Source organism: Streptomyces sp. NPDC024555 (assembly GCF_055559335.1).
On the sequence record NZ_JBVHKV010000003.1, the window covers coordinates 150,570 to 171,566 of the forward strand.

The 20,997-nt window shown below is 71.5% G+C and carries 13 protein-coding genes; 10 read left to right on the forward strand and 3 right to left on the reverse strand.

Annotation, left to right across the window (positions count from 1 at the left end):
* Nucleotides 1-91: 91 nt before the first annotated feature.
* The 4 genes from ACZ4FH_RS06080 (at nucleotide 92) to ACZ4FH_RS06095 (ending at nucleotide 5,982) form a co-directional block, all read left to right on the forward strand.
* A complete protein-coding gene (locus tag ACZ4FH_RS06080) occupies nucleotides 92-880 on the forward strand; it encodes an ATP-binding cassette domain-containing protein (RefSeq protein ID WP_385108342.1) in 789 nt (262 codons plus the stop codon).
* Complete coding sequence (locus ACZ4FH_RS06085) at nucleotides 877-2,175, forward strand: sugar ABC transporter permease (protein ID WP_383642041.1); 1,299 nt, start codon at nucleotides 877-879, stop codon at nucleotides 2,173-2,175. The genes ACZ4FH_RS06080 and ACZ4FH_RS06085 overlap by 4 nt, the downstream gene beginning before the upstream one ends.
* Before the next feature lie 222 nt (nucleotides 2,176-2,397).
* Nucleotides 2,398-4,320, forward strand: coding sequence for a 1-deoxy-D-xylulose-5-phosphate synthase (gene dxs / locus ACZ4FH_RS06090; protein WP_467303076.1), 1,923 nt, complete (start codon nucleotides 2,398-2,400; stop codon nucleotides 4,318-4,320).
* 159 nt (nucleotides 4,321-4,479) lie between these two features.
* A complete protein-coding gene (locus ACZ4FH_RS06095; protein ID WP_467302633.1) occupies nucleotides 4,480-5,982 on the forward strand; it encodes an amino acid permease in 1,503 nt (500 codons plus the stop codon).
* A gap of 69 nt (nucleotides 5,983-6,051) precedes the next feature.
* On the opposite strand, the gene ACZ4FH_RS06100 is transcribed toward ACZ4FH_RS06095, so the two are convergent.
* Complete coding sequence (locus tag ACZ4FH_RS06100) at nucleotides 6,052-7,158, reverse strand: LCP family protein (RefSeq protein WP_467302635.1); 1,107 nt, start codon at nucleotides 7,156-7,158, stop codon at nucleotides 6,052-6,054.
* A 408-nt stretch (nucleotides 7,159-7,566) separates the two neighbouring features.
* Between ACZ4FH_RS06100 and ACZ4FH_RS06105 the strand changes: the two genes are divergently transcribed.
* The 6 genes from ACZ4FH_RS06105 (at nucleotide 7,567) to galU (ending at nucleotide 17,482) form a co-directional block, all read left to right on the forward strand.
* Entirely contained in the window at nucleotides 7,567-8,625 is a 1,059-nt protein-coding gene (locus ACZ4FH_RS06105; RefSeq protein WP_467302636.1) for a hypothetical protein, read from the forward strand.
* 379 nt (nucleotides 8,626-9,004) lie between these two features.
* Nucleotides 9,005-10,765, forward strand: a complete 1,761-nt coding sequence (locus ACZ4FH_RS06110) for a stealth family protein (protein WP_467302637.1) — start codon at nucleotides 9,005-9,007, stop codon at nucleotides 10,763-10,765.
* Between the two features lie 55 nt (nucleotides 10,766-10,820).
* On the forward strand, nucleotides 10,821-12,485 hold the full coding sequence (locus tag ACZ4FH_RS06115; protein ID WP_467302639.1) for a stealth family protein: 1,665 nt from the start codon (nucleotides 10,821-10,823) through the stop codon (nucleotides 12,483-12,485).
* Between the two features lie 4 nt (nucleotides 12,486-12,489).
* A complete protein-coding gene (locus tag ACZ4FH_RS06120; RefSeq protein WP_467302640.1) occupies nucleotides 12,490-14,493 on the forward strand; it encodes a glycosyltransferase in 2,004 nt (667 codons plus the stop codon).
* A gap of 39 nt (nucleotides 14,494-14,532) precedes the next feature.
* Complete coding sequence (locus ACZ4FH_RS06125) at nucleotides 14,533-16,539, forward strand: glycosyltransferase (protein ID WP_467302642.1); 2,007 nt, start codon at nucleotides 14,533-14,535, stop codon at nucleotides 16,537-16,539.
* Nucleotides 16,540-16,567: 28 nt separating this feature from the next.
* Entirely contained in the window at nucleotides 16,568-17,482 is a 915-nt protein-coding gene (gene galU / locus ACZ4FH_RS06130) for a UTP--glucose-1-phosphate uridylyltransferase GalU (RefSeq protein ID WP_467302643.1), read from the forward strand.
* 75 nt (nucleotides 17,483-17,557) lie between these two features.
* On the opposite strand, the gene ACZ4FH_RS06135 is transcribed toward galU, so the two are convergent.
* Together ACZ4FH_RS06135 and ACZ4FH_RS06140 are read right to left on the reverse strand one after the other, a co-directional pair.
* Nucleotides 17,558-19,687 (reverse strand): 3-hydroxyacyl-CoA dehydrogenase NAD-binding domain-containing protein, encoded by a 2,130-nt coding sequence (locus tag ACZ4FH_RS06135; protein WP_467302645.1) that lies wholly within the window; start codon nucleotides 19,685-19,687, stop codon nucleotides 17,558-17,560.
* Complete coding sequence (locus ACZ4FH_RS06140; protein ID WP_385108348.1) at nucleotides 19,684-20,910, reverse strand: thiolase family protein; 1,227 nt, start codon at nucleotides 20,908-20,910, stop codon at nucleotides 19,684-19,686. Before ACZ4FH_RS06140 ends, ACZ4FH_RS06135 begins: the two co-directional genes overlap by 4 nt.
* Between the last annotated feature and the right edge of the window lie 87 nt (nucleotides 20,911-20,997).

Sequence of the window (20,997 nt, forward strand, 5' to 3'; positions counted from 1 at the left end):
CAGAACTTCCAGTACGTCGACGCCGCCCCCTCGTGGCGTTGCGTCTCCGCCGGTCAGGCGGCACATCCCCGCCGGTCAGGCGGCGAAGGAGATGGTTCACGTGTCACAGACGCCCGTGCTGGCGTTGCGTGGAGTCTTCAAGCGATTCGGAGCGGTCCAGGTCCTCTCCGGTGTCGATCTCGAAGTCCACGCCGGAGAAGTGGTCGCCCTGGTCGGCGACAACGGTGCAGGAAAGTCCACGCTGGTCAAGACGATCGCCGGCGTGCACCCCATCGATGAGGGCGTCATCGAGTGGGAGGGCGAGAAGGTGGACATCAGCCGCCCGCACGACGCCCAGAACCTCGGCGTCGCCACCGTCTACCAGGACCTCGCGCTCTGCGACAACCTCGACGTCGTCGCCAACCTCTTCCTCGGCCGCGAGATCAAGAAGGGCGGCGTCCTCGACGAGGTCGCCATGGAGAAGCGGGCCCAGGACCTCCTGTCCACGCTCTCCATCCGCATCCCCAGCGTCCGTATCCCGGTGGCCGCGCTCTCCGGCGGCCAGCGCCAGGTCGTGGCCATCGCCCGCGCCCTGGTCGGCGACCCCAAGATCGTGATCCTGGACGAGCCCACCGCCGCCCTCGGCGTCGAGCAGACCGCACAGGTCCTCGACCTCGTGGAGCGGCTGCGCGAGCAGAACCTCGGCGTCATCCTGATCAGCCACAACATGGCCGATGTCAAGGCCGTCGCCGACAAGGTCGCCGTGCTCCGCCTCGGCCACAACAACGGCACCTTCCCCGTGGCGACGACCAGCCACGAAGAAATCATCGCCGCGATCACGGGCGCCACGGACAACGCCGTGACCCGCCGCAAGTCCCGCACCGCGGAGGCATCCAAGTGAGCAACACCAACGAGACGTCGGCCAAGGTCCCGGCCCAGGCGGAGACCACCGAGGCACCCGCGGCGGCGCCCGGCGCCGTCCCGGCCGTCGACCCCCGCCTGCTCGTCCGCGAGCAGGGCTTCAAGGGCTACTGGACCGAGTTCAAGCGCAAGGTGCGCTCGGGCGAGATCGGCTCGCTGCCCGTCGTGGTGGGCCTGATCATCATCGGGATCGTCTTCCAGGCGGAGACCGGCAACTTCCTCACCTCGTACAACCTCGACCAGATCACGCTGTACGCGGCGGGCCCCGGCATCATGGCCGTGGGCATCGTCTTCGTCCTGCTGCTCGGCGAGATCGACCTCGCCGTCGGTTCCGTCGCGGGTCTCGCGGGCGCGGTGTGGGCCGTGCTCGGCACGGACATGCCCGACTCCCTCGCCATCGTGCTCGGCATCCTGTCCGGCACGGTCATCGGCGCCTTCCACGGCATCGTCTTCGCCAAGATCGGCGTGCCCGCGTTCGTCGTGACCCTGGCGGGCTTCCTGGGCTGGGCCGGCATGCAGACCTGGGTGATGGGCGAGAAGTCCACCATCACCACCCCGCTCGGCAGCTTCGTCCGCGACCTGACCAGCTACTACTTCGAGGACGTCGCCGCCGCCTACGGCCTCGCCGTCTTCGTGATCGTCGCCTTCTACCTCGCGCAGCTGCGCGACGCGAGGCGCCGCAAGGCCGCGGAGCTGCCGCACCGCCCGCAGAGCGAGATCATCCTGCGCACCGCGCTGCTCGCCGTGCTGTCGCTGCTCGCCGCGTACGCGTTCAACCAGGAGCAGGGCCTCCCGCTCTCCCTGGTGATCTTCCTCGCGATCCTGGTCGTCACCGACTTCGTCCTGCGCCGCACCACCTACGGCCGGCAGATCTTCGCGGTCGGCGGCGGCATCGAGGCGGCGCGCCGTGCCGGTATCAACGTCTCCTGGATCCGGATCTCGGTGTTCATGATCTCCGGCACGCTCGGTGCGGTCGGCGGTCTCTTCCTGGCCTCCGCGACCGGCGGCGCCGACCGTTCGCTCGGTGGCGGAAACCAGCTCATGATGTGCATCGCCGCGGCCGTCATCGGCGGTACGTCCCTGTTCGGCGGACGCGGCAAGGTCTGGTCCGCGCTGCTGGGCATCCTGGTCATCCAGTCGATCGTCCAGGGCCTCAACCAGATGAACCTGTCGTCGAACGCGATCCAGTACATGATCACCGGTGCGGTGCTGCTCATCGCCGTGATCATCGACTCGGTCTCGCGCCGGACCCAGAAGACGGCGGGGCGCGCCTGACGCGCCCCCCGAGGTCCGTGCCCGGCACCCGCCACGGGTGCCGGGCACGGCCGCGTTCCGGCACGGGTGGGCCAGCACACCCCCGCCCGCTGCCCGCCGGAGCGGGCGGAACATTAGACTCATCGGATCGGCAATGCTCGACCAGCACAATCGCAAGGAGGCACGGTGACACAGCCGCGCGAAGCGCGTCAGGCACGGGCGGTGGTGGGCGACGGATGGGATCTGCTGACCCGCATCGGCGGACCGCGTGACCTGGACCGGCTCACCCCCGAGCAGCTGGAGCAGCTCGCCGAAGAGATCCGGACCTTCCTCGTCGACGCCGTCTCCAAGACCGGCGGCCACCTCGGACCCAACCTCGGCGTGGTCGAGCTGACCATCGCCCTGCACCGGGTCTTCGACTCGCCGAAGGACAAGGTCCTCTTCGACACCGGCCACCAGAGCTATGTGCACAAGCTGCTCACCGGCCGCCAGGACTTCTCGAAGCTCAAGAGCAAGGGCGGCCTCTCCGGCTACCCCTCGCGGGCCGAGTCCGAGCACGACGTCATCGAGAACTCGCACGCCTCCACGGTCCTCGGCTGGGCCGACGGCCTGGCCAAGGCCAACGAGGTCCTGGGCAAGGACGACCACGTCGTCGCGGTCATCGGTGACGGAGCCCTCACCGGAGGCATGGCCTGGGAGGCGCTGAACAACATCGCCGCCGCCAAGGACCGCCCGCTCGTCATCGTCGTCAACGACAACGAGCGCTCCTACGCACCGACCATCGGCGGCCTGGCCAACCACCTCGCCACCCTGCGCACCACCGACGGCTACGAGCGCTTCCTGGCCCGCGGCAAGGACCTCCTGGAGCGCACCCCCGTCGTCGGCAAGCCGCTCTACGAGACGCTGCACGGCGCCAAGAAGGGCCTCAAGGACTTCATCGCCCCGCAGGGCATGTTCGAGGACCTGGGGCTCAAGTACGTGGGCCCGATCGACGGCCACGACCTGGAGGCCCTGGAGTCCGCGCTCCAGCGCGCCAAGCGCTTCGGCGGCCCGGTCATCGTGCACTGCCTCACGGAGAAGGGCCGCGGCTACACCCCGGCCCTCCAGGACGAGGCCGACCGCTTCCACGCCGTCGGCAAGATCCACCCCGACACCGGGCTGCCCGTCGCCACCTCCGGTCTCGACTGGACCTCCGTCTTCGGCGAGGAGATGGTCAGGCTCGGCCACGAGCGCGAGGACATCGTCGCGATCACCGCGGCCATGCTCCAGCCGGTCGGCCTGACCGCGTTCGAGAAGGAGTTCCCGGACCGGATCTACGACGTCGGCATCGCCGAGCAGCACGGCGCGGTCTCCGCCGCCGGGCTCGCCACCGGCGGACTGCACCCGGTCTTCGCGGTGTACGCCACCTTCCTCAACCGCGCCTTCGACCAGGTCCTCATGGACGTCGCCCTGCACAAGTGCGGGGTGACCTTCGTCCTGGACCGGGCCGGGATCACCGGTACGGACGGCGCCTCCCACAACGGCATGTGGGACATGTCGATCCTCCAGGTGGTGCCCTCGCTGCGGATCGCCGCCCCGCGCGACGCCGACCAGGTCCGCGCCCAGCTGCGCGAGGCCGTCGCGGTCGACGACGCCCCGACGGTCGTCCGCTTCTCCAAGGGCGCGGTCGGCCCCTCGGTCAAGGCCGTGGGCACGGTCGGCGGCATGGACGTGCTGCGCGAGTCCGCCGCGGCCCGGCCGGACGTCCTGCTGGTCTCCATCGGCGCGCTCGCCCCGATGTGCCTGGAGATCGCCGGTCTGCTCGACGCCCAGGGCATCTCGACCACCGTCGTCGACCCGCGCTGGGTCAAGCCGGTGGACGCGGCCATGGCCCCGCTCGCCGCGAAGCACCGCGTCGTCGTCACCGTCGAGGACAACAGCCGGGCCGGCGGTGTCGGCTCCGCCGTCGCCCAGGCGCTGCGCGACGCCGACGTCGACGTACCGCTGCGCGACTTCGGCATCCCGCCGGTCTTCCTCGACCACGCCTCCCGCAAGGAGGTCATGGCAGAGATCGGGCTGACCGCGCCGGACATCGCCCGTCAGGTCACCGGTCTGGTCGCCAAGCTCGACGGCCGCTTCGGCGCGGACCGCGCCGAGACCTCCGTGGTGGAGCCGATCCGCGACTGATACGTACGTCCGTACGGCTCACGGGGCCGGTCTGTCACCCGCACGGGTGATCCGACCGGCCCCTTCGCGTGAAATACCGCCGCTTCCGGCGTCGCCCGGCGGACGGCGGCCCCGGGGTCCGAATCATGGCGTGCACGACGAGTGCGTGGAGGTACGCCGGTGAGCACCCAGCAGGACCTGCCCCCGGGCGGAAACGGCCTGTTCCGGACCAAGACGGTCGAGCAGTCCATCCGCGACACCGAGGAGCCGGAGCACGCCCTCAGGAAGTCGCTGTCGGCGCTGGACCTCACGGTCTTCGGGGTCGGCGTCATCATCGGCACCGGCATCTTCGTGCTCACCGGAAAGGTGGCCAAGGAGACCGCGGGCCCCGCCACCGCCATCGCCTTCGTCGTCGCCGGTGTCGTCTGCGGACTGGCCGCGCTCTGCTACGCGGAGTTCGCCTCCACCGTCCCGGTGGCGGGCTCCGCGTACACCTTCTCGTACGCCTCCCTCGGCGAACTGGTCGCCTGGATCATCGGCTGGGACCTCGTCCTGGAGTTCGCGCTGGGCACGGCGGTGGTGGCCGTCGGCTGGTCCGGCTACGTCCGCTCGCTGCTGGACAACGCCGGCTGGCACCTGCCCGACGTGCTCTCCGGAACCGATGTGGCGAATGGTTTCGGCTTCGACATCCTCGCCACCGCTCTGGTCCTCGTCCTGACCGTCGTCCTGGTCCTCGGGATGAAGCTCTCCGCCCGCGTCACCACGGTCGTGGTGGCGGTCAAGGTCGCGGTGGTCCTGATCGTGATCGTCGCCGGAGCCTTCTTCATCGACACCGGCAACTACTCGCCGTTCATCCCCGAGGCCGAGCCGCAGCCCGCCGGATCGGGGCTCACCGCCCCGCTCGTCCAGCTGATCTTCGGCTACGCGCCGACCAACTTCGGCGTCATGGGCATCTTCACCGCCGCCTCCATCGTCTTCTTCGCCTTCATCGGGTTCGACGTGGTCGCCACGGCCGCCGAGGAGACCAAGGTCCCGCAGCGCGACATGCCGCGCGGGATCATGGCCTCGCTCTTCATCTGCACGGCGCTCTACGTCGCCGTCTCGATCGTCGTCACCGGAATGCAGCACTACACCGAACTCTCCGTGAGCGCCCCGCTCGCCGACGCCTTCAAGGCCGTCGGCCACCCCTTCTACGCGGGCGTCATCAGCTTCGGGGCCGCCGTCGGCCTCACCACGGTCTGCATGATCCTGCTGCTGGGCCAGACCCGGGTGTTCTTCGCGATGAGCCGCGACGGGCTGCTCCCGCGCTTCTTCTCCAAGACGCACCCCCGCTTCCGCACCCCGTACCGCCCGACCATCCTGCTGGGCGTGGTGATCGCGATCGTCGCCGGTTTCACCAGCATCGACGAACTGGCGACGCTGGTGAACATCGGCACCCTGTTCGCCTTCGTCGTGGTCGCCCTCGGGGTCATCGTCCTGCGGCGCACCCGCCCCGACCTGCACCGCGCCTTCCGCACCCCCTGGGTCCCGCTGCTCCCGCTGCTGTCGGTGGCCGCCTCGGTCTGGCTGATGCTCAACCTGCCGGCGGAGACCTGGCTGCGGTTCGGCATCTGGATGGCCATCGGCGTGGTCGTCTACTTCGCCTACGGGCGCGGACACAGCCGGGTGCGCCGGGGGCGCTGACGACACGACCGGCCCCGCAGGCCCGGGTGGGCCGGCGGGGCCGGTCGTCGTCGTGCGGGTTCCGGCCCGTCAGCCGCCCGTGGCGGGGGACTTCTTGGCGGACTCGGGGATGGTGCCGTCCTCGCGGATCGCCTTCCAGAGCGTGTCGGCCTGCGGCTGCGCGGCCACCACACGGTTCCGGTCGATCTTGTCGTACGCGACGGGCAGCATGATCGTCTCCATGGTCTCGGGGTCGACCCCGTTCATGGACCGTGCGAACTGCGTCAGGGACTTGAGCGAGGACAGGCCCTCGTCGGTGGTCAGCGACTTGGTCGCCGAGTTGGCGATCTTGTAGGCGCTGGTCGGGCTGCCGAGCAGGTCCTGCTTCTTCACCTCGCTGAGCAGCGCGAACAGGAACTGCTGCTGGAGCGTGATGCGGCCGAGGTCGCTGCCGTCACCGATGCCGTGCCGGGTCCGGACGTACTTCAGCGAGTCCGTGCCGTCGAGCTTCTGCGGCCCGGCCTTCACGTCGAGCCCGGTCGAGGTGTCGTGGATGTCCTGCGGGACGTCGACGGTGACCCCGCCTATCGCGTCGACGAGCCCCTTGAACCCGGCGAAGTTGATCTCCAGGTAGTGGTCGATGCGCACACCCGACATCTTCTCGACCGTCTTCACCACACAGGCCGGTCCGACCTGCGCGTACACCGAGTTGAACATCCGCCGCTCGGCCGAGGGCACCTTCGTCCCGTCGGACTTGGTGCACTCGGGCCGGGTGACCAGCGTGTCACGCGGGATCGACACGGCGACGGCCCTGCTCCGGCCCTCGGGGATGTGCACGACCAGCGCGGTGTCCGAGCGCGCGCCGCTCACACCCCCGCCGCCGCCCAGCTCCTTGTTCTCGGCCCCCGCACGCGAGTCCGATCCCAGCACCAGCAGGTTCTGCCCGCTGGTCGGCAGCTTCTCGGGCCGGTCCTCACCGAGCGCCTTGTCGATGTCGACGCCCTTGATGTTCCCGTCCAACTGGCTGTAGAGCCAGTAGACGGTGCCGCCTGCGGCGATGACGAGGACGAGCAGCACGCCGAGGGTGATCTTCAGGCCGCGGCGGCGCTTGCGGCGGCCGTCCTTGCGCTTGCGTCCGCCGCCATGAGACGCCGGACGGCCTTCGGGGGTGTCCTGGGGCGTGGGGTCGTGACTCATCGTGGTGGAGTCCTCAAATCTCGTGGCCCCGGAGGGGCTGTGGAGTGCGTGGGACTCGGGTGGGGGGTGGGGCCGGTCCGTATGTGCATGGCTGAGCGTGCACTATAGAACAGAGAATCGTTCGAATGGGTGTTTTGGTCCGGGGGGTCCCCGGCGGGGCCGCCCGGAACCGCGCCGTCCGAATCCCCGTCCGCCCGGCGGAGGACGGATCGTCCGGGGCTCCCGCGAGGCCCCGGGGCGCGGCCCCGTACGGGCGGCCTCCTGCCTGATGGGGCGGGTGGGCGCTGAGCATATGATGTCGTCGCCCGTGTGCGGGCGGTACGAAGAACCGGTGAAGCGGAGAGGGCGTTGCGGGCCATGCGGAGAAGAGGATCGGGCTCCGCGGGCAGTGCCCCTGCGCCGGGCCGGGTGACCGGACGCCACGAGGTCGGCGGAACGCCGCGCGGCCGCTGGATGACGCGGGGCAAGGACGGCCGGCTGACCGTCTACACCCTCACGGACGGCGGGCTGCTGCGCTGGACGGAGGCGACCCCGGGCGGCGACGGCTGGGAGGGCCCGGTCTTCGTGGAGATCGAGGGACTGACCGATCTCACCGTCGTGCAGGGCGCCGACTCCTATGTGCACTTCCTCGGCCGCCGCGAGCGCGGCGGGGCCGGTGGTCCGGGCGTCGACTTCGTGCACGCCATCCAGTACCAGACCGGCCGCCCCGTCACGGAGTGGCGCTCCCTCGGCAATTTCTACGCCGACAAGGAGAAGGGCCGGCTGGTGGGCCGGCCCGCCGCCGTGGTCACCCCGCAGGGTGTGGTCTTCGTCTTCGTGCGCAACGCGGGCGGAGGCCTGCAGATGCGCCGCGAGGGCAAGGGCGGCAAATGGTCGGGCTGGACGGACCTCAAGGGGGCCGGGCTCTCCGCCGACCTCGTGGCGTCGACGACCTCCGGCGGACTGGTCGAGGTGTTCGCGACGGGGGAGCGCGGGGTGCAGCAGTGGCGGCAGAGCGATCCGGACGGCCCGCCGGTCATCGCCCCGCCCGTGCAGTTCCAGGCGCTGGAGGGCTCGGTGACGGCGCTGGAGACGGCGCCCGAGCGGCTCACGTACTACTGGACCGATGTGAACCGGTCCGGCGTCGTCGGCTACCGGCCGGGCGCCTGGCCCGTCCCGGTGGGGGGACAGCCCGGGGACGGTGCCGTCGTGGCGCTGCGGGCCCCGCTGGACGGCTACGACTGCACGGTTCTGGCGCAGCGCGGCGCGGGCGGCACCCTGCTGATCGGGGTCTGCGGCACCGAGGCCGAGCAGGACGGTGTCTGGTGGACGGACACCGCCGCTCCGTGCGTGGGTGATCCCGCGCTCGCCCTGGACGGTCAGGGCCGGGTCGTCGTGGCGATGTGCGGCCGCGACGGTGCGGTCGCGGTGGCCCGTCAGGAGCCGGGGCCGGGGCTCACCCTCTCGCCGCACTGGCGGCGGCTCTGAGCCGGAGGGGCCGACGGAGGCGTTCGACGGCGAGGATTCACCGCGCGTTCATGTGATGCTTCCGTGAAGTTGTAAAAGGTTGTACAGAGCATTCGTGGGATTCGTCACGAGCATTTGTCTCCTATGTCCCCTTTTTTGACTGGACGTTGACCGGCTCTTTATGTGAAGGTTCTGTGACTCGCTCACCGGTGCGCGGGGGCGGCCGTCCCGAGGGGCGGTCTGAAGGGGATGACAGGTTTCGGTCTCGTACCGTCCGTCAGACGGAGGCGATGCCGCCCGTCGGCGGGCGTTGGACCGCAGTGGCGTGGACGGTGGATGCCTCGTGGTCGGTTCCGGCAATCCGGAGGCGGGATCGCTGGTTTCGGCGTATCGGTCCGTGATGCCGGCCGGGGCGCGCAAGGGCATCGTCCGCAAGGTGCCGGCCCCGCTGCGTTCCGCCGTGAAGTCCTCGTTCACCTCCGTGGACGCCATCCGGTCCGCGACGGTCGTGTGGGCGATGGGCGGGCGCCGCAGCGCCGCCCGGCACAGCGCCGCCGCCTCCCGCCGCGTGGTGCGCGTCAAGGGGCGGCACATGCGGGCGCTGCTGGTGGAGGGCGCCACGGCCTGGGCCGCCCGCGCCCGCAATCTGCACATCCTCATCGCCGCCCTGGAGGCCGGCGGAGTCGAGTACTTCTGCGTCCGCGGCGGTGCGAAGGACATCCCGACGGTCGCCGTCCCCGTGGCGATGCGCGAGTCGGCCACCGAGATGCTCCAGATCGCCTTCGACCAGACCCCCGGCTACATCGGCGCGGCCACCGGCGCGGAGTCGGACATGCGCCCCGGCGAGGACGACCGCTCCTGGCGGGCCCTGCGCAAGCACGACGTCCTGCGCGTGGCCTGGTACGTCACCGACCCCACCCAGCACCTGGTCTTCGGCGCCGACCAGGGGTGCGACCTGGAGTTCTGGGCGGAGCGGGACGGGAGCTACGAGGCGCCCCGCCCCAACCGCGTGGTGGACCTGGTCCCCTCCGGCACGGCGCGGCCGGTCGCGCCGCAGGCCCTGTTCGCCCTCGTCCCCGGCGCCTACACCACGGGTGTCGCGCACACCCTGCCCGAGTTCACCCAGCCGCTTCCGGACGACCATCTCTTCCCCGTGGACGTCGTCTACACCTGGGTCGACGACAAGGACCCGGTCTGGGCCGCGAAGCGGGACGCCGCCCGCTCCGGGCGCGCCGGTTCGCCCGCGCCCGGCCTGCACGCCCAGGCCGCGAACGACGCCCGCTTCACCAGCCGCGACGAACTGCGCTACTCGCTGCGCTCCCTGCACCAGTACGCGCCCTGGGTCCGCAACATCTACCTGGTCACCGCCGGGCAGCAGCCCGCGTGGCTCGACACGGACGTGCCGGGGCTCCGGGTCGTCGACCACCGGGAGATCTTCTCCGACCCCGAGGCGCTGCCCACGTTCAACTCGCACGCCATCGAGAGCCAGCTCCACCACATCGACGGTCTGTCCGAGCAGTTCCTGTACCTCAACGACGACGTGTTCTTCGGCCGTCCGCTGACGCCGGGGCACTTCTTCCACGCCAACGGGCTGAGCAAGTTCTTCCAGTCCAAGGCGCTCGTGCCCACCGGACCCTCCGGCCCCGGCGACCTCCCGGTCAACGCCGCCGGCAAGAACAGCAGGGCCCTGATCGAGCGGTCCTTCGGCACCCGGATCGCGCAGAAGATGAAGCACACGCCGCACGCCCTGCGGCGCAGCGTGCTCGCCGACATTGAACTGGTGTACGCCGAGGAGCACGGCCGTACGCAGTTCTCCCGCTTCCGCTCGCCGGAGGACGTGCCGATCGCCTCCTCCCTGCACCACTACTACGGCTTCCACACCGGCCGCTCGACCACGGGCAATGTGCGCTACCAGTACATCGACCTCGCCGCCGACCAGGCCCGGCGCCGGCTGAACAGCCTGCTCGCGCACCGGAACTTCGACACCTTCTGTCTGAACGACACCGTCGAGCACCCCGACCCCGAGGCCCAGGAGCGCATGGTCCGGGACTTCCTCGACGCCTACTTCCCGGTGCCCAGCCGCTTCGAGCGCGTGGACTCCGCCGAGTACCGCAACGCGAGTCTGCCGAGCCGGTCGCCGCAGGCCGGCATCAAACGCTGAGGAAACGTTTCCTCTGTTCTCGTACCACCCATCCCTCGCAACGAAAGTGAACCGCGTGTTTGACAACTCCGGTCGAGTAGCGGCCGGCGGGACCACCGCGGGCACCGGCCCCCGCCCGGAGCCCGCGCAACTGCGCAGGAGCCGTACGGAGCGGCACGTCATCGTGGACATGCACAAGCGTGTCGCGCTGGTGCACGACCGGCTCACCCCGCTGTCCGCACGCGAGCTGAACAACCTGGAGGTCCGCCGCGCCCTCGAAGCCGCGCAGATCGACTGGTTCGCCGTACCGGGCCTCGACGACACCGCGTCCGCCGTCGGCGTCGACGCGCGTCTGCGCCCCCAGGCCCTCGCGGCGCTGCGCACCCTGCTCTCCGGCAGCAAGGGCTACCTCGCCCGGCCCAAGTCCGGAATGGCCCCCGGCGACGGCGCGTGGGAGGGCGCCGCGGACAAGACGTGGGAGCGGGCGAGCACGCTGGCCGTCGTCCGCGCCTTCTGGTTCCGCACCACCCAGGAGGGCCACCTGACCCACGGCGCCGACACCGGCTGCGACGTCGAGTTCTGGGAGCCCGCCGAGGGCGTCCCCGGCCGGGGCGTCGACCGCCTCGTCGCCCCCCGCCGCAACCGTGCCAGCGAGTACGTCACCCTGGACCACCAGCAGCTCGTCGTCCCCGGCGAGCAGATGACCCGGCTCGTCGGCCGGGCCCACGGGGCCGAGGCGCCCCAGCTGCGCCCCACCCGCACCCGGCCCGAACTGGACATTCTCTTCCCCGACGAGCACCCCTTCCCGATCGACGTCGTCTACACCTGGGTGGACGGCGACGACCCGGAGTGGCAGCGCCGCCGCGCCGAGAGCCGCGGCGAGGTCTTCCACGCGGAGGCGGCCAGCCTGGCCCGCTACGTCTCCCGGGACGAGCTGAAGTACAGCCTGCGCTCCGTGCGGATGTTCATGCCGTGGGTACGGAACATCTACATCGTCACCGACCGGCAGACCCCGCACTGGTGGGCCCCGGGCGACGGCCGGGCCCGTGTGGTGGACCACCGGGAGATCTTCGACGACCCCTCCCACCTGCCCACCTTCAACAGCCACGCGATCGAGTCCCGGCTCCACCACATCCCGGGACTCTCCCGCCACTTCGTCTACTTCAACGACGACATGTTCATCGGCCGCACGCTCACGCCCTCGGCCTTCTTCCACCCCAACGGCATCGCCAAGTTCTTCCCGTCCCCGGCCCAGGTCCCCTACGGCCCGCCGGAGCCGGACGAGGTGCCCACCTCGGTCGCCGCCAAGAACAACCGCCGGCTCATCCAGCAGCGCTTCGGCCGCACCCTCGTGCAGAAGATGAAGCACGTCCCGTACGCCCTCAACCGGGACGTCCTCACCGCGATCGAACGGGACTTCCCCGAGGAGCACCGGGGCACCTCCGCCAGCCCCGTGCGCAGCATCACCGACCTGTCCATCGCCTCCTCGCTGCACCACTACTACGGCTACTACTCGGGCTGCAGCCTGCCCGGCGACCTGCGGTACGGCTACTTCGCGCTGGACGACCCCGAGCTGGAGCACAAGCTGGAACTCCTGCTGCTGCGCCGGGACAGGGACACCTTCTGCCTCAACGACTCGGCCAGCGACCCCGCCGAGATCGAGCACCAGAGCGAGCTGCTCCACCGGTTCCTGGAGGCCTTCTACCCGGTGCCGAGCCCGTACGAGAAGACGGCGGACTGAGCCCATGAACATCGAGATCCTGGCCCGCACCGTGGCCACCGACTCCGCCGGCGCGCGGGCCGCCGCCCGCCTCGCCCAGACCCTCGCCGCCGGGCACCGGGTCACCGTCGTCGCCGTGCGCGGCGCCGGCACCGCGCACCCGGCGCTCAGGCTGCCCGAGCACATCGACGTCGTCGCCCTCGCCCCCGGGGTCGCGCCCGGCGACCGGGACGCCGAGGACACCTCCCAGCTGGTCATCGCCGGCGACCCCGAGTTCCGGCGCTACGGCCGCGCCGACGACGACCGGATCCGGAAGCACCTGGCGGAGACCGGCGCCGACGTGGTCATCGCGCTCAGCTCCGCACTCGGCGCCGCCCTGGCCCAGTGCCGCACCCCGCACGCCCGGCGCATCGCCCGCCAGCCCTCCCCGGTCGAACGGCTCCCGGAGTCGGTGCGCGCCCGCTGGACCGAGCTCTACCGCTCCCTCGACGCGGTCGTCCCGCTCACCCGGGGCGACGCCGCCGACCCCGCCTACCGGGACCTGGCCGAGGCCGGCGTCGAGGTGCGCCAGATCGCCGAACCCGTCCTGATCGCCGACAGCCCCGACAAGGCGACCACGGGCGTGGTCGTCAGCGCGGGACGGCTCGTCTCGCACCGGCGGGTGGACCTGGCGCTCCACGCCTTCGCCCGCACCCACGAGACCCAGCCCGGCTGGCAGCTGAGGGTCTTCGGCACCGGACCGCTGCGCCGCGAGACCCGGGACCTCATCACCGCGCTCGGGCTCCACGACCGGGTCCTGCTCGTCGACCGGGAGGCCGGCGAGGAGGACTTCTACGACGCCGACATCGCCCTGGTGACCGCCGAGCGCCAGGACAGCGCCCGCCCCGCGCTGGAGGCACTCGCCCAGGGCACCCCCGTCGTCGCCACGGACGTGCCCTACGGCGCGGCCGAAGTGCTCGGGGACGGACACGGCGGACTGCTGGTCCCGGTCGGGGACGTCGACGCCACGACCCGCGCCCTGGAGCGCCTCATGGCCGACGAGCAGCTGCGCGCGGTGCACCGGGGACACGCCCTGCACCTCGCCCGGTCCGCCGGCACGGAACAGGTCGGCGGCGCCTACGACGACCTGTTCACGGCGGTCAGGGCCGGGGTGCGCGGCCGGTGGGGCCAGCGCCGCCGGGCGGCCGGCGGCGCCCCCGCCGAGGAACGCCCCCGCCCCACCGCCGACTGCCGGATCCTGCCGAACGGCCAGTGGGAGCTCACCCTGCACGGGGTGTCCTCCACCCGCACCGTACGCGTCAAGGAACAGGGCAAGGGCCGCCAGGAGGTCGTCGACTTCCCGGCCGAGGGCGGCACCCGGGCCCGCGTCGACGTCCGCGCGCTCGCGGCGCTCGGCGAGGGCCGCGCCGACCTCTACGCCGTCGACGGCAAGGGCAAGGAACGCCGGCTGCGCTACGGACGGTGCACCGTCGGCGGGGCCCGCGACGTCGGACACCTCGGCGATCTGGAGCACTTCCACTGGGTCCTGCCGTACGCGACCGAGGGCGGCTATCTGCGCCTGCGCGTCTGGTCCCGCACCAGCCACGCCGAACTGGTCACCGTCGAGTACGGCGACACGAGCCTGTGGCTCACCGGCTGGCTCCAGGGACAGTGGCGGCTCGGCGAGGAACCGCTGCTGCTCCTGCGCCGGCGCCAGGAACCCACCGTCACCATCGCCGCCGGACGGGTCCGCTTCGAGGGCGGCTGGTTCGGCGCGGAACTGCACATGGACGAGCCCATGCGGGCCCGGCTGCTCCTCCGCGAGAACTGGGACGTCCTCATCACGGACGGCAACGGCGGGGAGCCCGTGAGGCTCGCGCGCATCGCCGACGACCAGGTGGTCCGGCGCGATGTGCAGCGCTTCCCGGAACTCGTGGGGGAGGAGCCCTCCGACCTGTTCGGCCCCGACGTCGGCCGCGCCGTCGTCGGACTGCGCCCCTACTTCACCGCGGACAACGAACTCTCGCTCGTGGTGACCGAGCATCACTGACAGCGGTTCCCAGAACCCCGAGCATCCCAGAGGACAGTTGTGCGGATCTCCTTCCTGCTCCACAGCATCGACAACTTCGGCGGGGTACCCCGGGCGACCAGCAGTCTGGCCTCCGCGCTCGCGGTCCACCACGAGGTCGAGATCGTCTCGGTCTTCCGCACGGCGGACCGGCCGCCCTTCGCCCCGTCCGACCGGGTGGGGCTGCGGTACCTGGTGGACCAGCGGGGCGGCGCGCCGAAGACCGCGGGCGGCCCCCGGTCCCGGATCATGCCGCGCGAGGACAGCTGGTCCGACCAGTACACCCAGGACATCGACGACCTGATCCTCGGTGCGCTCGGACGCGGCGGGAGCGACATCGTGATCGCCGCCCGGCCCTCGTTCGGCGCGTACTTCATCGCCCACGGGCGCCACGGCTACGGCCGCGTGGTCATCGACCACGAAGGCTCCATGGTGCCCTCGCAGGAGCTGCGCGACCGCACCCTGGAGCTGTACCGCGAGATGGACGGCGTCGTCTGCCTCACCCAGGCCGACGCGGACAACTACCGCCGCCAGCTCGGCGACCAGGCACCCCCGTTCGCCGCCATCGGCAACATCGTGCCGCCGCCGGCCCGTCACGCCCCCGTGCGCGGCCTGCCGCTCATCATGGCCGCGGGCCAGCTCGTCCCGCGCAAGGGCTTCGACACGCTCATCAACGCCTTCGCCCGGGTCGCACCCCACCACCCGCAGTGGCGGCTGCGCATCTTCGGCCGCGGCCCCGAACGCGAACGGCTCCAGGACCTCGTCCACGCCCACGGGCTCAGCGACGCGGTCCGTCTCATGGGCGCCGTGCCGGATCTCACGGCCGAATGGGACAAGGCCGCCTTCGCGGTCAGCTCCGCCCGTCGCGAGTCCTTCGGCCTGACCCTCGTCGAGGCCATGCACCACGGACTGCCCGTGCTGGCCGCCGACGCGCCCTTCGGCCCCGGCGAGATCGTCGCGCCGGGCCGCAACGGCATCCTGGTGCCCGTCGGCGACGACGAGGCGATGGCCCACGGGATGCGCTACCTCATCGAGCAGCCCGCCGAACGCGAGCAGCTCTCCCAGGGCGCCTATGCCTCGGCGCCGCTCTACAGCGCCGAGCGCATCGCCTTCCGCTACGACACCTTCCTGCGGGAGGTCTCGGCGGCGGTCCCCCGGCCGGGCGCGGGCGCGGACACCGGCCCGGCCCCCGCGCCCGTGGGCCTGCCCGTCGAGGTACTGGTGCGCGGCGACGGCACCATCGAGGTCGGCGCCGTGCTGCCCCCGGGGACCGAACCCCCCGTGCTCCGCGTCACCCTGCGCAAGGCCGACAGCCCGCTGGCCCGCCTGGCCGCGCTCGGAACCTCGGTGGACGAGGCGACGGGCGCCGTACGCGCGGTGTACGCGATCCCCGCCGAACCGGCCGTCCTCGGCGAGGGCCGCTACGACATCGACGCCGAACTGCCGGACGGCGGACGGAGCCCGCTGACCGTGGAGAGCATCCACACCGGCGGCCTGCTGGTCCGCCGCATCGCGCCGGAGGGCCCCGCCTACTGGCCCTTCCCCTACCGCACCGCCGACGGCCACCTCTCGGTCTTCGTACGCCACCGCGCCGAGCACGCCGAGGTGACCTCCGTCGTCGTCGGCCCGGACGGCTGGCTCGTGCGCGGCACCCTGATCCTGCCGCCGGGCGGCGACACGAACGGGCTGCGCCTGGCGGCCGTGCCGCGCAAGGGGAGCGCCGCCTCCACCGTGTCCGGCCAGGTCTCCGTCGGATACGAGGGCGCCTTCGAGGCCCATCTGCCGTTCGCCGGGGTGGTCGCCGCCTCCTCGGGCGGCCACGACGACTGGGACCTGTGCCTGGAACGCGAACCGGGCCGGCCGCGCATCCGGCTCGCGCGCTTCTTCGACGACCTCCTGGAGCGCAAGCGGATCGACGTCTACCCCACCCAGCGCTGGCACCACCCGACACAGGGCGCCTCGCGCGGACGGGTCTTCTACACCCCGGGCAACGAGCTGTCCTTCACCGTCAGCCCCGACAAGTCCTGACCCCGACTTCTCCGGAGTACACGCGTACATGACCACGCACCACCGCCGCACCCGCAAGGCCGTCATCCCGGCCGCGGGCCTCGGCACCCGATTCCTCCCCGCGACCAAGGCCACGCCCAAGGAGATGCTCCCGGTCGTGGACCGGCCCGCCATCGAGTACGTGGTCGCCGAGGCCGTGCGCAGCGGACTCGACGACGTCCTCATGGTCACCGGCCGCAACAAGCGGGCCCTGGAGGACCACTTCGACCGCGCCTACGAGCTGGAGCACCTGCTGGAGCTGAAGGGCGACCTCGGCCGGCTCGGCCAGGTCCGCGAGTCGAGCGACCTGGCCGACGTCCACTACGTACGCCAGGGCGACCCGCTGGGCCTGGGCCACGCCGTCCTGTGCGCCGAACCCCACGTCGGCGACGCCCCGTTCGCCGTGCTCCTCGGCGACGACCTCATCGACGAGCGCGATCCGCTGCTCGCCCGGATGCTGGAGATCCAGGAACGGCACGGCGGCAGCGTCGTCGCCCTCATGGAGGTCCCCGACGACCGCACCCACCTGTACGGCTGTGCCGCCGTGGCCCCGCTGGACGGCGAGGCGGACGACGTCCTGGCCGTCACCGACCTCGTGGAGAAGCCCGAACCGGGCACCGCGCCCAGCAACCTCGCCGTCATCGGCCGCTATGTCCTCGCCCCGCAGATCTTCGGCGTCCTGCACGACACCCCGCCGGGCCGCGGCGGCGAGATCCAGCTCACCGACGCCCTGCGCCGACTCGCCCTCGACCCCGCGCTCGGCGGCCCCGTCCACGCCGTCGTCTTCGACGGCCGCCGCTACGACACCGGTGACCGCGGCGACTACCTGCGCGCCGTCGTCCGCCTCGCCTGCGAACGCGACGACCTCGGCCCGGACTTCCGCGCCTGGCTGAAGGAGTTCGTCCAGGAGGACGCCGCCCGCTAGGGCGTGTCCGCAACCGCACACGACGAGGGCCGTACGGGAAGATCCCGTACGGCCCTCGCGCGGCACCCGCAGGCGTTACGCCGGAACGCTCGCCACGCCCCGCTCCAGGAACTTCTTCCCGTTCACCCGCTCGGAGACGCCCTCGCGGTCCAGGTACGGCGTGATGCCGCCCAGGTGGAAGGGCCAGCCCGCGCCGGTGATCAGGCAGAGGTCGATGTCCTGGGCCTCGGCGACGACGCCCTCGTCGAGCATCAGGCCGATCTCCTGGGCGACGGCGTCCAGGACGCGGTCGCGGACCTGCTCCTCGGACAGGACGGAGTCGCCCTGCTTGAGGAGGGCGGCGACCTCCGGGTCCAGCTCCGGCTTGCCGGATTCGTAGACGTAGAAGCCGCGCTTGCCGGCCTTGACGACGGCGGCCAGGTTCTCGGAGACGGTGAACCGGTCCGGGAAGGCGCGGTTCAGGGTCTCGGAGACGTGCAGGCCGATCGCCGGGCCGACCAGCTCCAGGAGCACCAGCGGGGACATCGGCAGGCCGAGCGGCTCGATGGCCTTCTCGGCGACCTCGACCGGGGTGCCCTCGTCGATGACGTTCTGGATCTCGCCCATGAAGCGGGTGAGGATGCGGTTGACGACGAACGCCGGGGCGTCCTTCACCAGGACCGCGGTCTTCTTCAGCTTGCGGGCGACACCGAAGGCCGTGGCCAGCGAGGCGTCGTCGGTCTGCTCGCCGCGCACGATCTCCAGGAGCGGGAGGATCGCGACCGGGTTGAAGAAGTGGAAGCCGACGACCCGCTCGGGGTGCTTCAGCTTCGACGCCATCTCGGTGACCGAGAGGGAGGAGGTGTTGGTGGCGAGGATCGCGTGCGCCGGGGCGACGGCCTCGACCTCGGCGAACACCTGCTGCTTGACGCCGATCTCCTCGAAGACCGCCTCGATGATGAAGTCGGCGTCGGAGAAGCCCTCCGCCTTGTCCAGCACACCGGAGACCAGGGCCTTCAGGCGGTTGGCCTTGTCCTGGTTGATGCGGCCCTTGCCGAGCAGCTTCTCGATCTCGGCGTGGACGTAGCCCACACCCTTGTCGACGCGCTCCTGGTCGATGTCGGTCAGCACGACCGGCACCTCCAGGCGGCGCAGGAACAGCAGGGCGAGCTGGCTGGCCATCAGGCCCGCGCCCACCACGCCGACCTTGGTGACCGGGCGGGCCAGGTTCTTGTCCGGGGCACCGGCCGGGCGCTTGGCGCGCTTCTGGACCAGGTTGAAGGAGTAGATCCCGGAGCGCAGCTCGCCGCCCATGATCAGGTCCGCCAGGGCCTGGTCCTCGCGGTCGAAGCCGGCCGACAGGTCGCCGTCCTTGGCCGCGGCGATGATCTCCAGCGCGCGGTACGCGGCCGGGGCGGCGCCGTGCACCTTGGAGTCGGCGATGGCCCGGCCGCGGGCGACGGCCTGGTCCCAGGCCTCCCCGCGGTCGACCTCGGGACGCTCCACCGCGACGGTGCCGTTGAGCACGTCGGCGGTCCAGACGAGCGACCGCTCCAGGAAGTCCGCGCCCTCGAAGATCGCGTCGGCGATGCCCAGCTCGTGGACCTGCTTGCCCTTGAGCTGGCGGTTCTGGTTCAGCGAGTTCTCGATGATCACCGAGACCGCGCGGTCGGCGCCGATCAGGTTCGGCAGCAGGGCGCAGCCGCCCCAGCCGGGGACCAGACCGAGGAAGACCTCGGGCAGCGAGAACGCCGGCAGCGCCTTGGAGACGGTGCGGTACGAGCAGTGCAGACCGACCTCGACACCGCCGCCCATGGCCGCGCCGTTGTAGTACGCGAAGGTGGGCACGGCGAGGCCGGAGAGCCGGCGGAAGACGTCGTGGCCGCCCTTGCCGATGGCGAGCGCGTCCTTGTGCTCCTTCAGCAGCTCGACGCCCTTGAGGTCGGCGCCGACGGCGAAGATGAACGGCTTGCCGGTGATGCCGATGCCGGTGATCGCGCCCTCGGCGGCCTCCTTCTCGACCTGGTCGATCGCGGCGTTCAGGTTCGCCAGCGACTGCGGTCCGAAGGTGGTCGGCTTGGTGTGGTCCAGGCCGTTGTCCAGCGTGATGAGGGCGAAACGGCCCGCACCGGCCGGGAGGTCCAGGTGGCGTACGTGCGCCTGGGTGACGACCTCGCCGGGGAACAGCGCGGCCGCCCCCTTCAGAAGCTCGGCGGTGGTGCTCACTTGTCGCCTCCGGCGTTCTCGAAGTGCGGGTTCTCCCAGATGACGGTGGCGCCCATGCCGAAGCCGACGCACATCGTCGTCAGGCCGTAGCGGACCTGCGGCTGCTCCTCGAACTGGCGGGCCAGCTGGGTCATCAGCCGGACGCCGGAGGAGGCCAGCGGGTGGCCGTAGGCGATGGCGCCGCCGTACTGGTTGACGCGGGCGTCGTCGTCGGCGATGCCGTAGTGCTCCAGGAAGGCCAGCACCTGTACGGCGAAGGCCTCGTTGATCTCGAAGAGGCCGATGTCCGAGATGGACAGGCCGGCCTTGGCGAGGGCCTTCTCGGTGGCCGGGATCGGGCCGTAGCCCATGACCTCCGGCTCCACGCCGGCGAAGGCGTAGGAGACCAGGCGCATCTTGACCGGGAGGCCCAGCTCGCGGGCGACGTCCTCGGCGGCGAGCAGCGAGGCGGTGGCGCCGTCGTTGAGACCCGCGGCGTTACCGGCCGTGACGCGGCCGTGGGCGCGGAAGGGGGTCTTCAGGTTCGCCAGGGACTCCATGGTGGTGCCCGGACGCATCGGCTCGTCGGCGGTGACCAGGCCCCAGCCCGTCTCACCGGCCTCCGCGTTGGTGCGGCGCACCGAGACCGGCACCAGGTCCTGCTGGATCGTGCCGTTGGCGTACGCCTTGGCGGCCTTCTCCTGCGAGCGCACCGCGTAGGCGTCCGCGCGCTCCTTGGTGATCGTGGGGTAGCGGTCGTGCAGGTTCTCCGCGGTCATCCCCATGAACAGGGCGGACTCGTCGACCAGCTTCTCCGACACGAAGCGCGGGTTCGGGTCCACGCCCTCGCCCATCGGGTGGCGGCCCATGTGCTCGACACCGCCGGCGACGACCACGTCGTACGCGCCGAAGGCGATGGAACCGGCCGTCGAGGTCACGGCGGTCAGCGCGCCCGCGCACATGCGGTCGATCGAGTAGCCCGGGACCGACTGCGGCAGTCCGGCGAGGATCCCGGCGGTACGGCCGAGGGTGAGGCCCTGGTCCCCGATCTGGGTGGTCGCGGCGATGGCGACCTCGTCGATCTTCTTGGGGTCCAGATCCGGGTTGCGTCGCAGCAGCTCCCGGATGGCCTTCACGACGAGATCGTCGGCGCGGGTCTCGTGGTAGATGCCCTTCGGGCCCGCCTTGCCGAACGGGGTGCGGACGCCGTCGACGAAGACGACGTCCCGGATGGTACGAGGCACGATGGCTCTCCTCCAGGGTGCGGGATGGCACTGCTGCGAGGCACGCCCGGAGGCGTGCCGCCCTCACATGCTACTAGCGGGTAACCA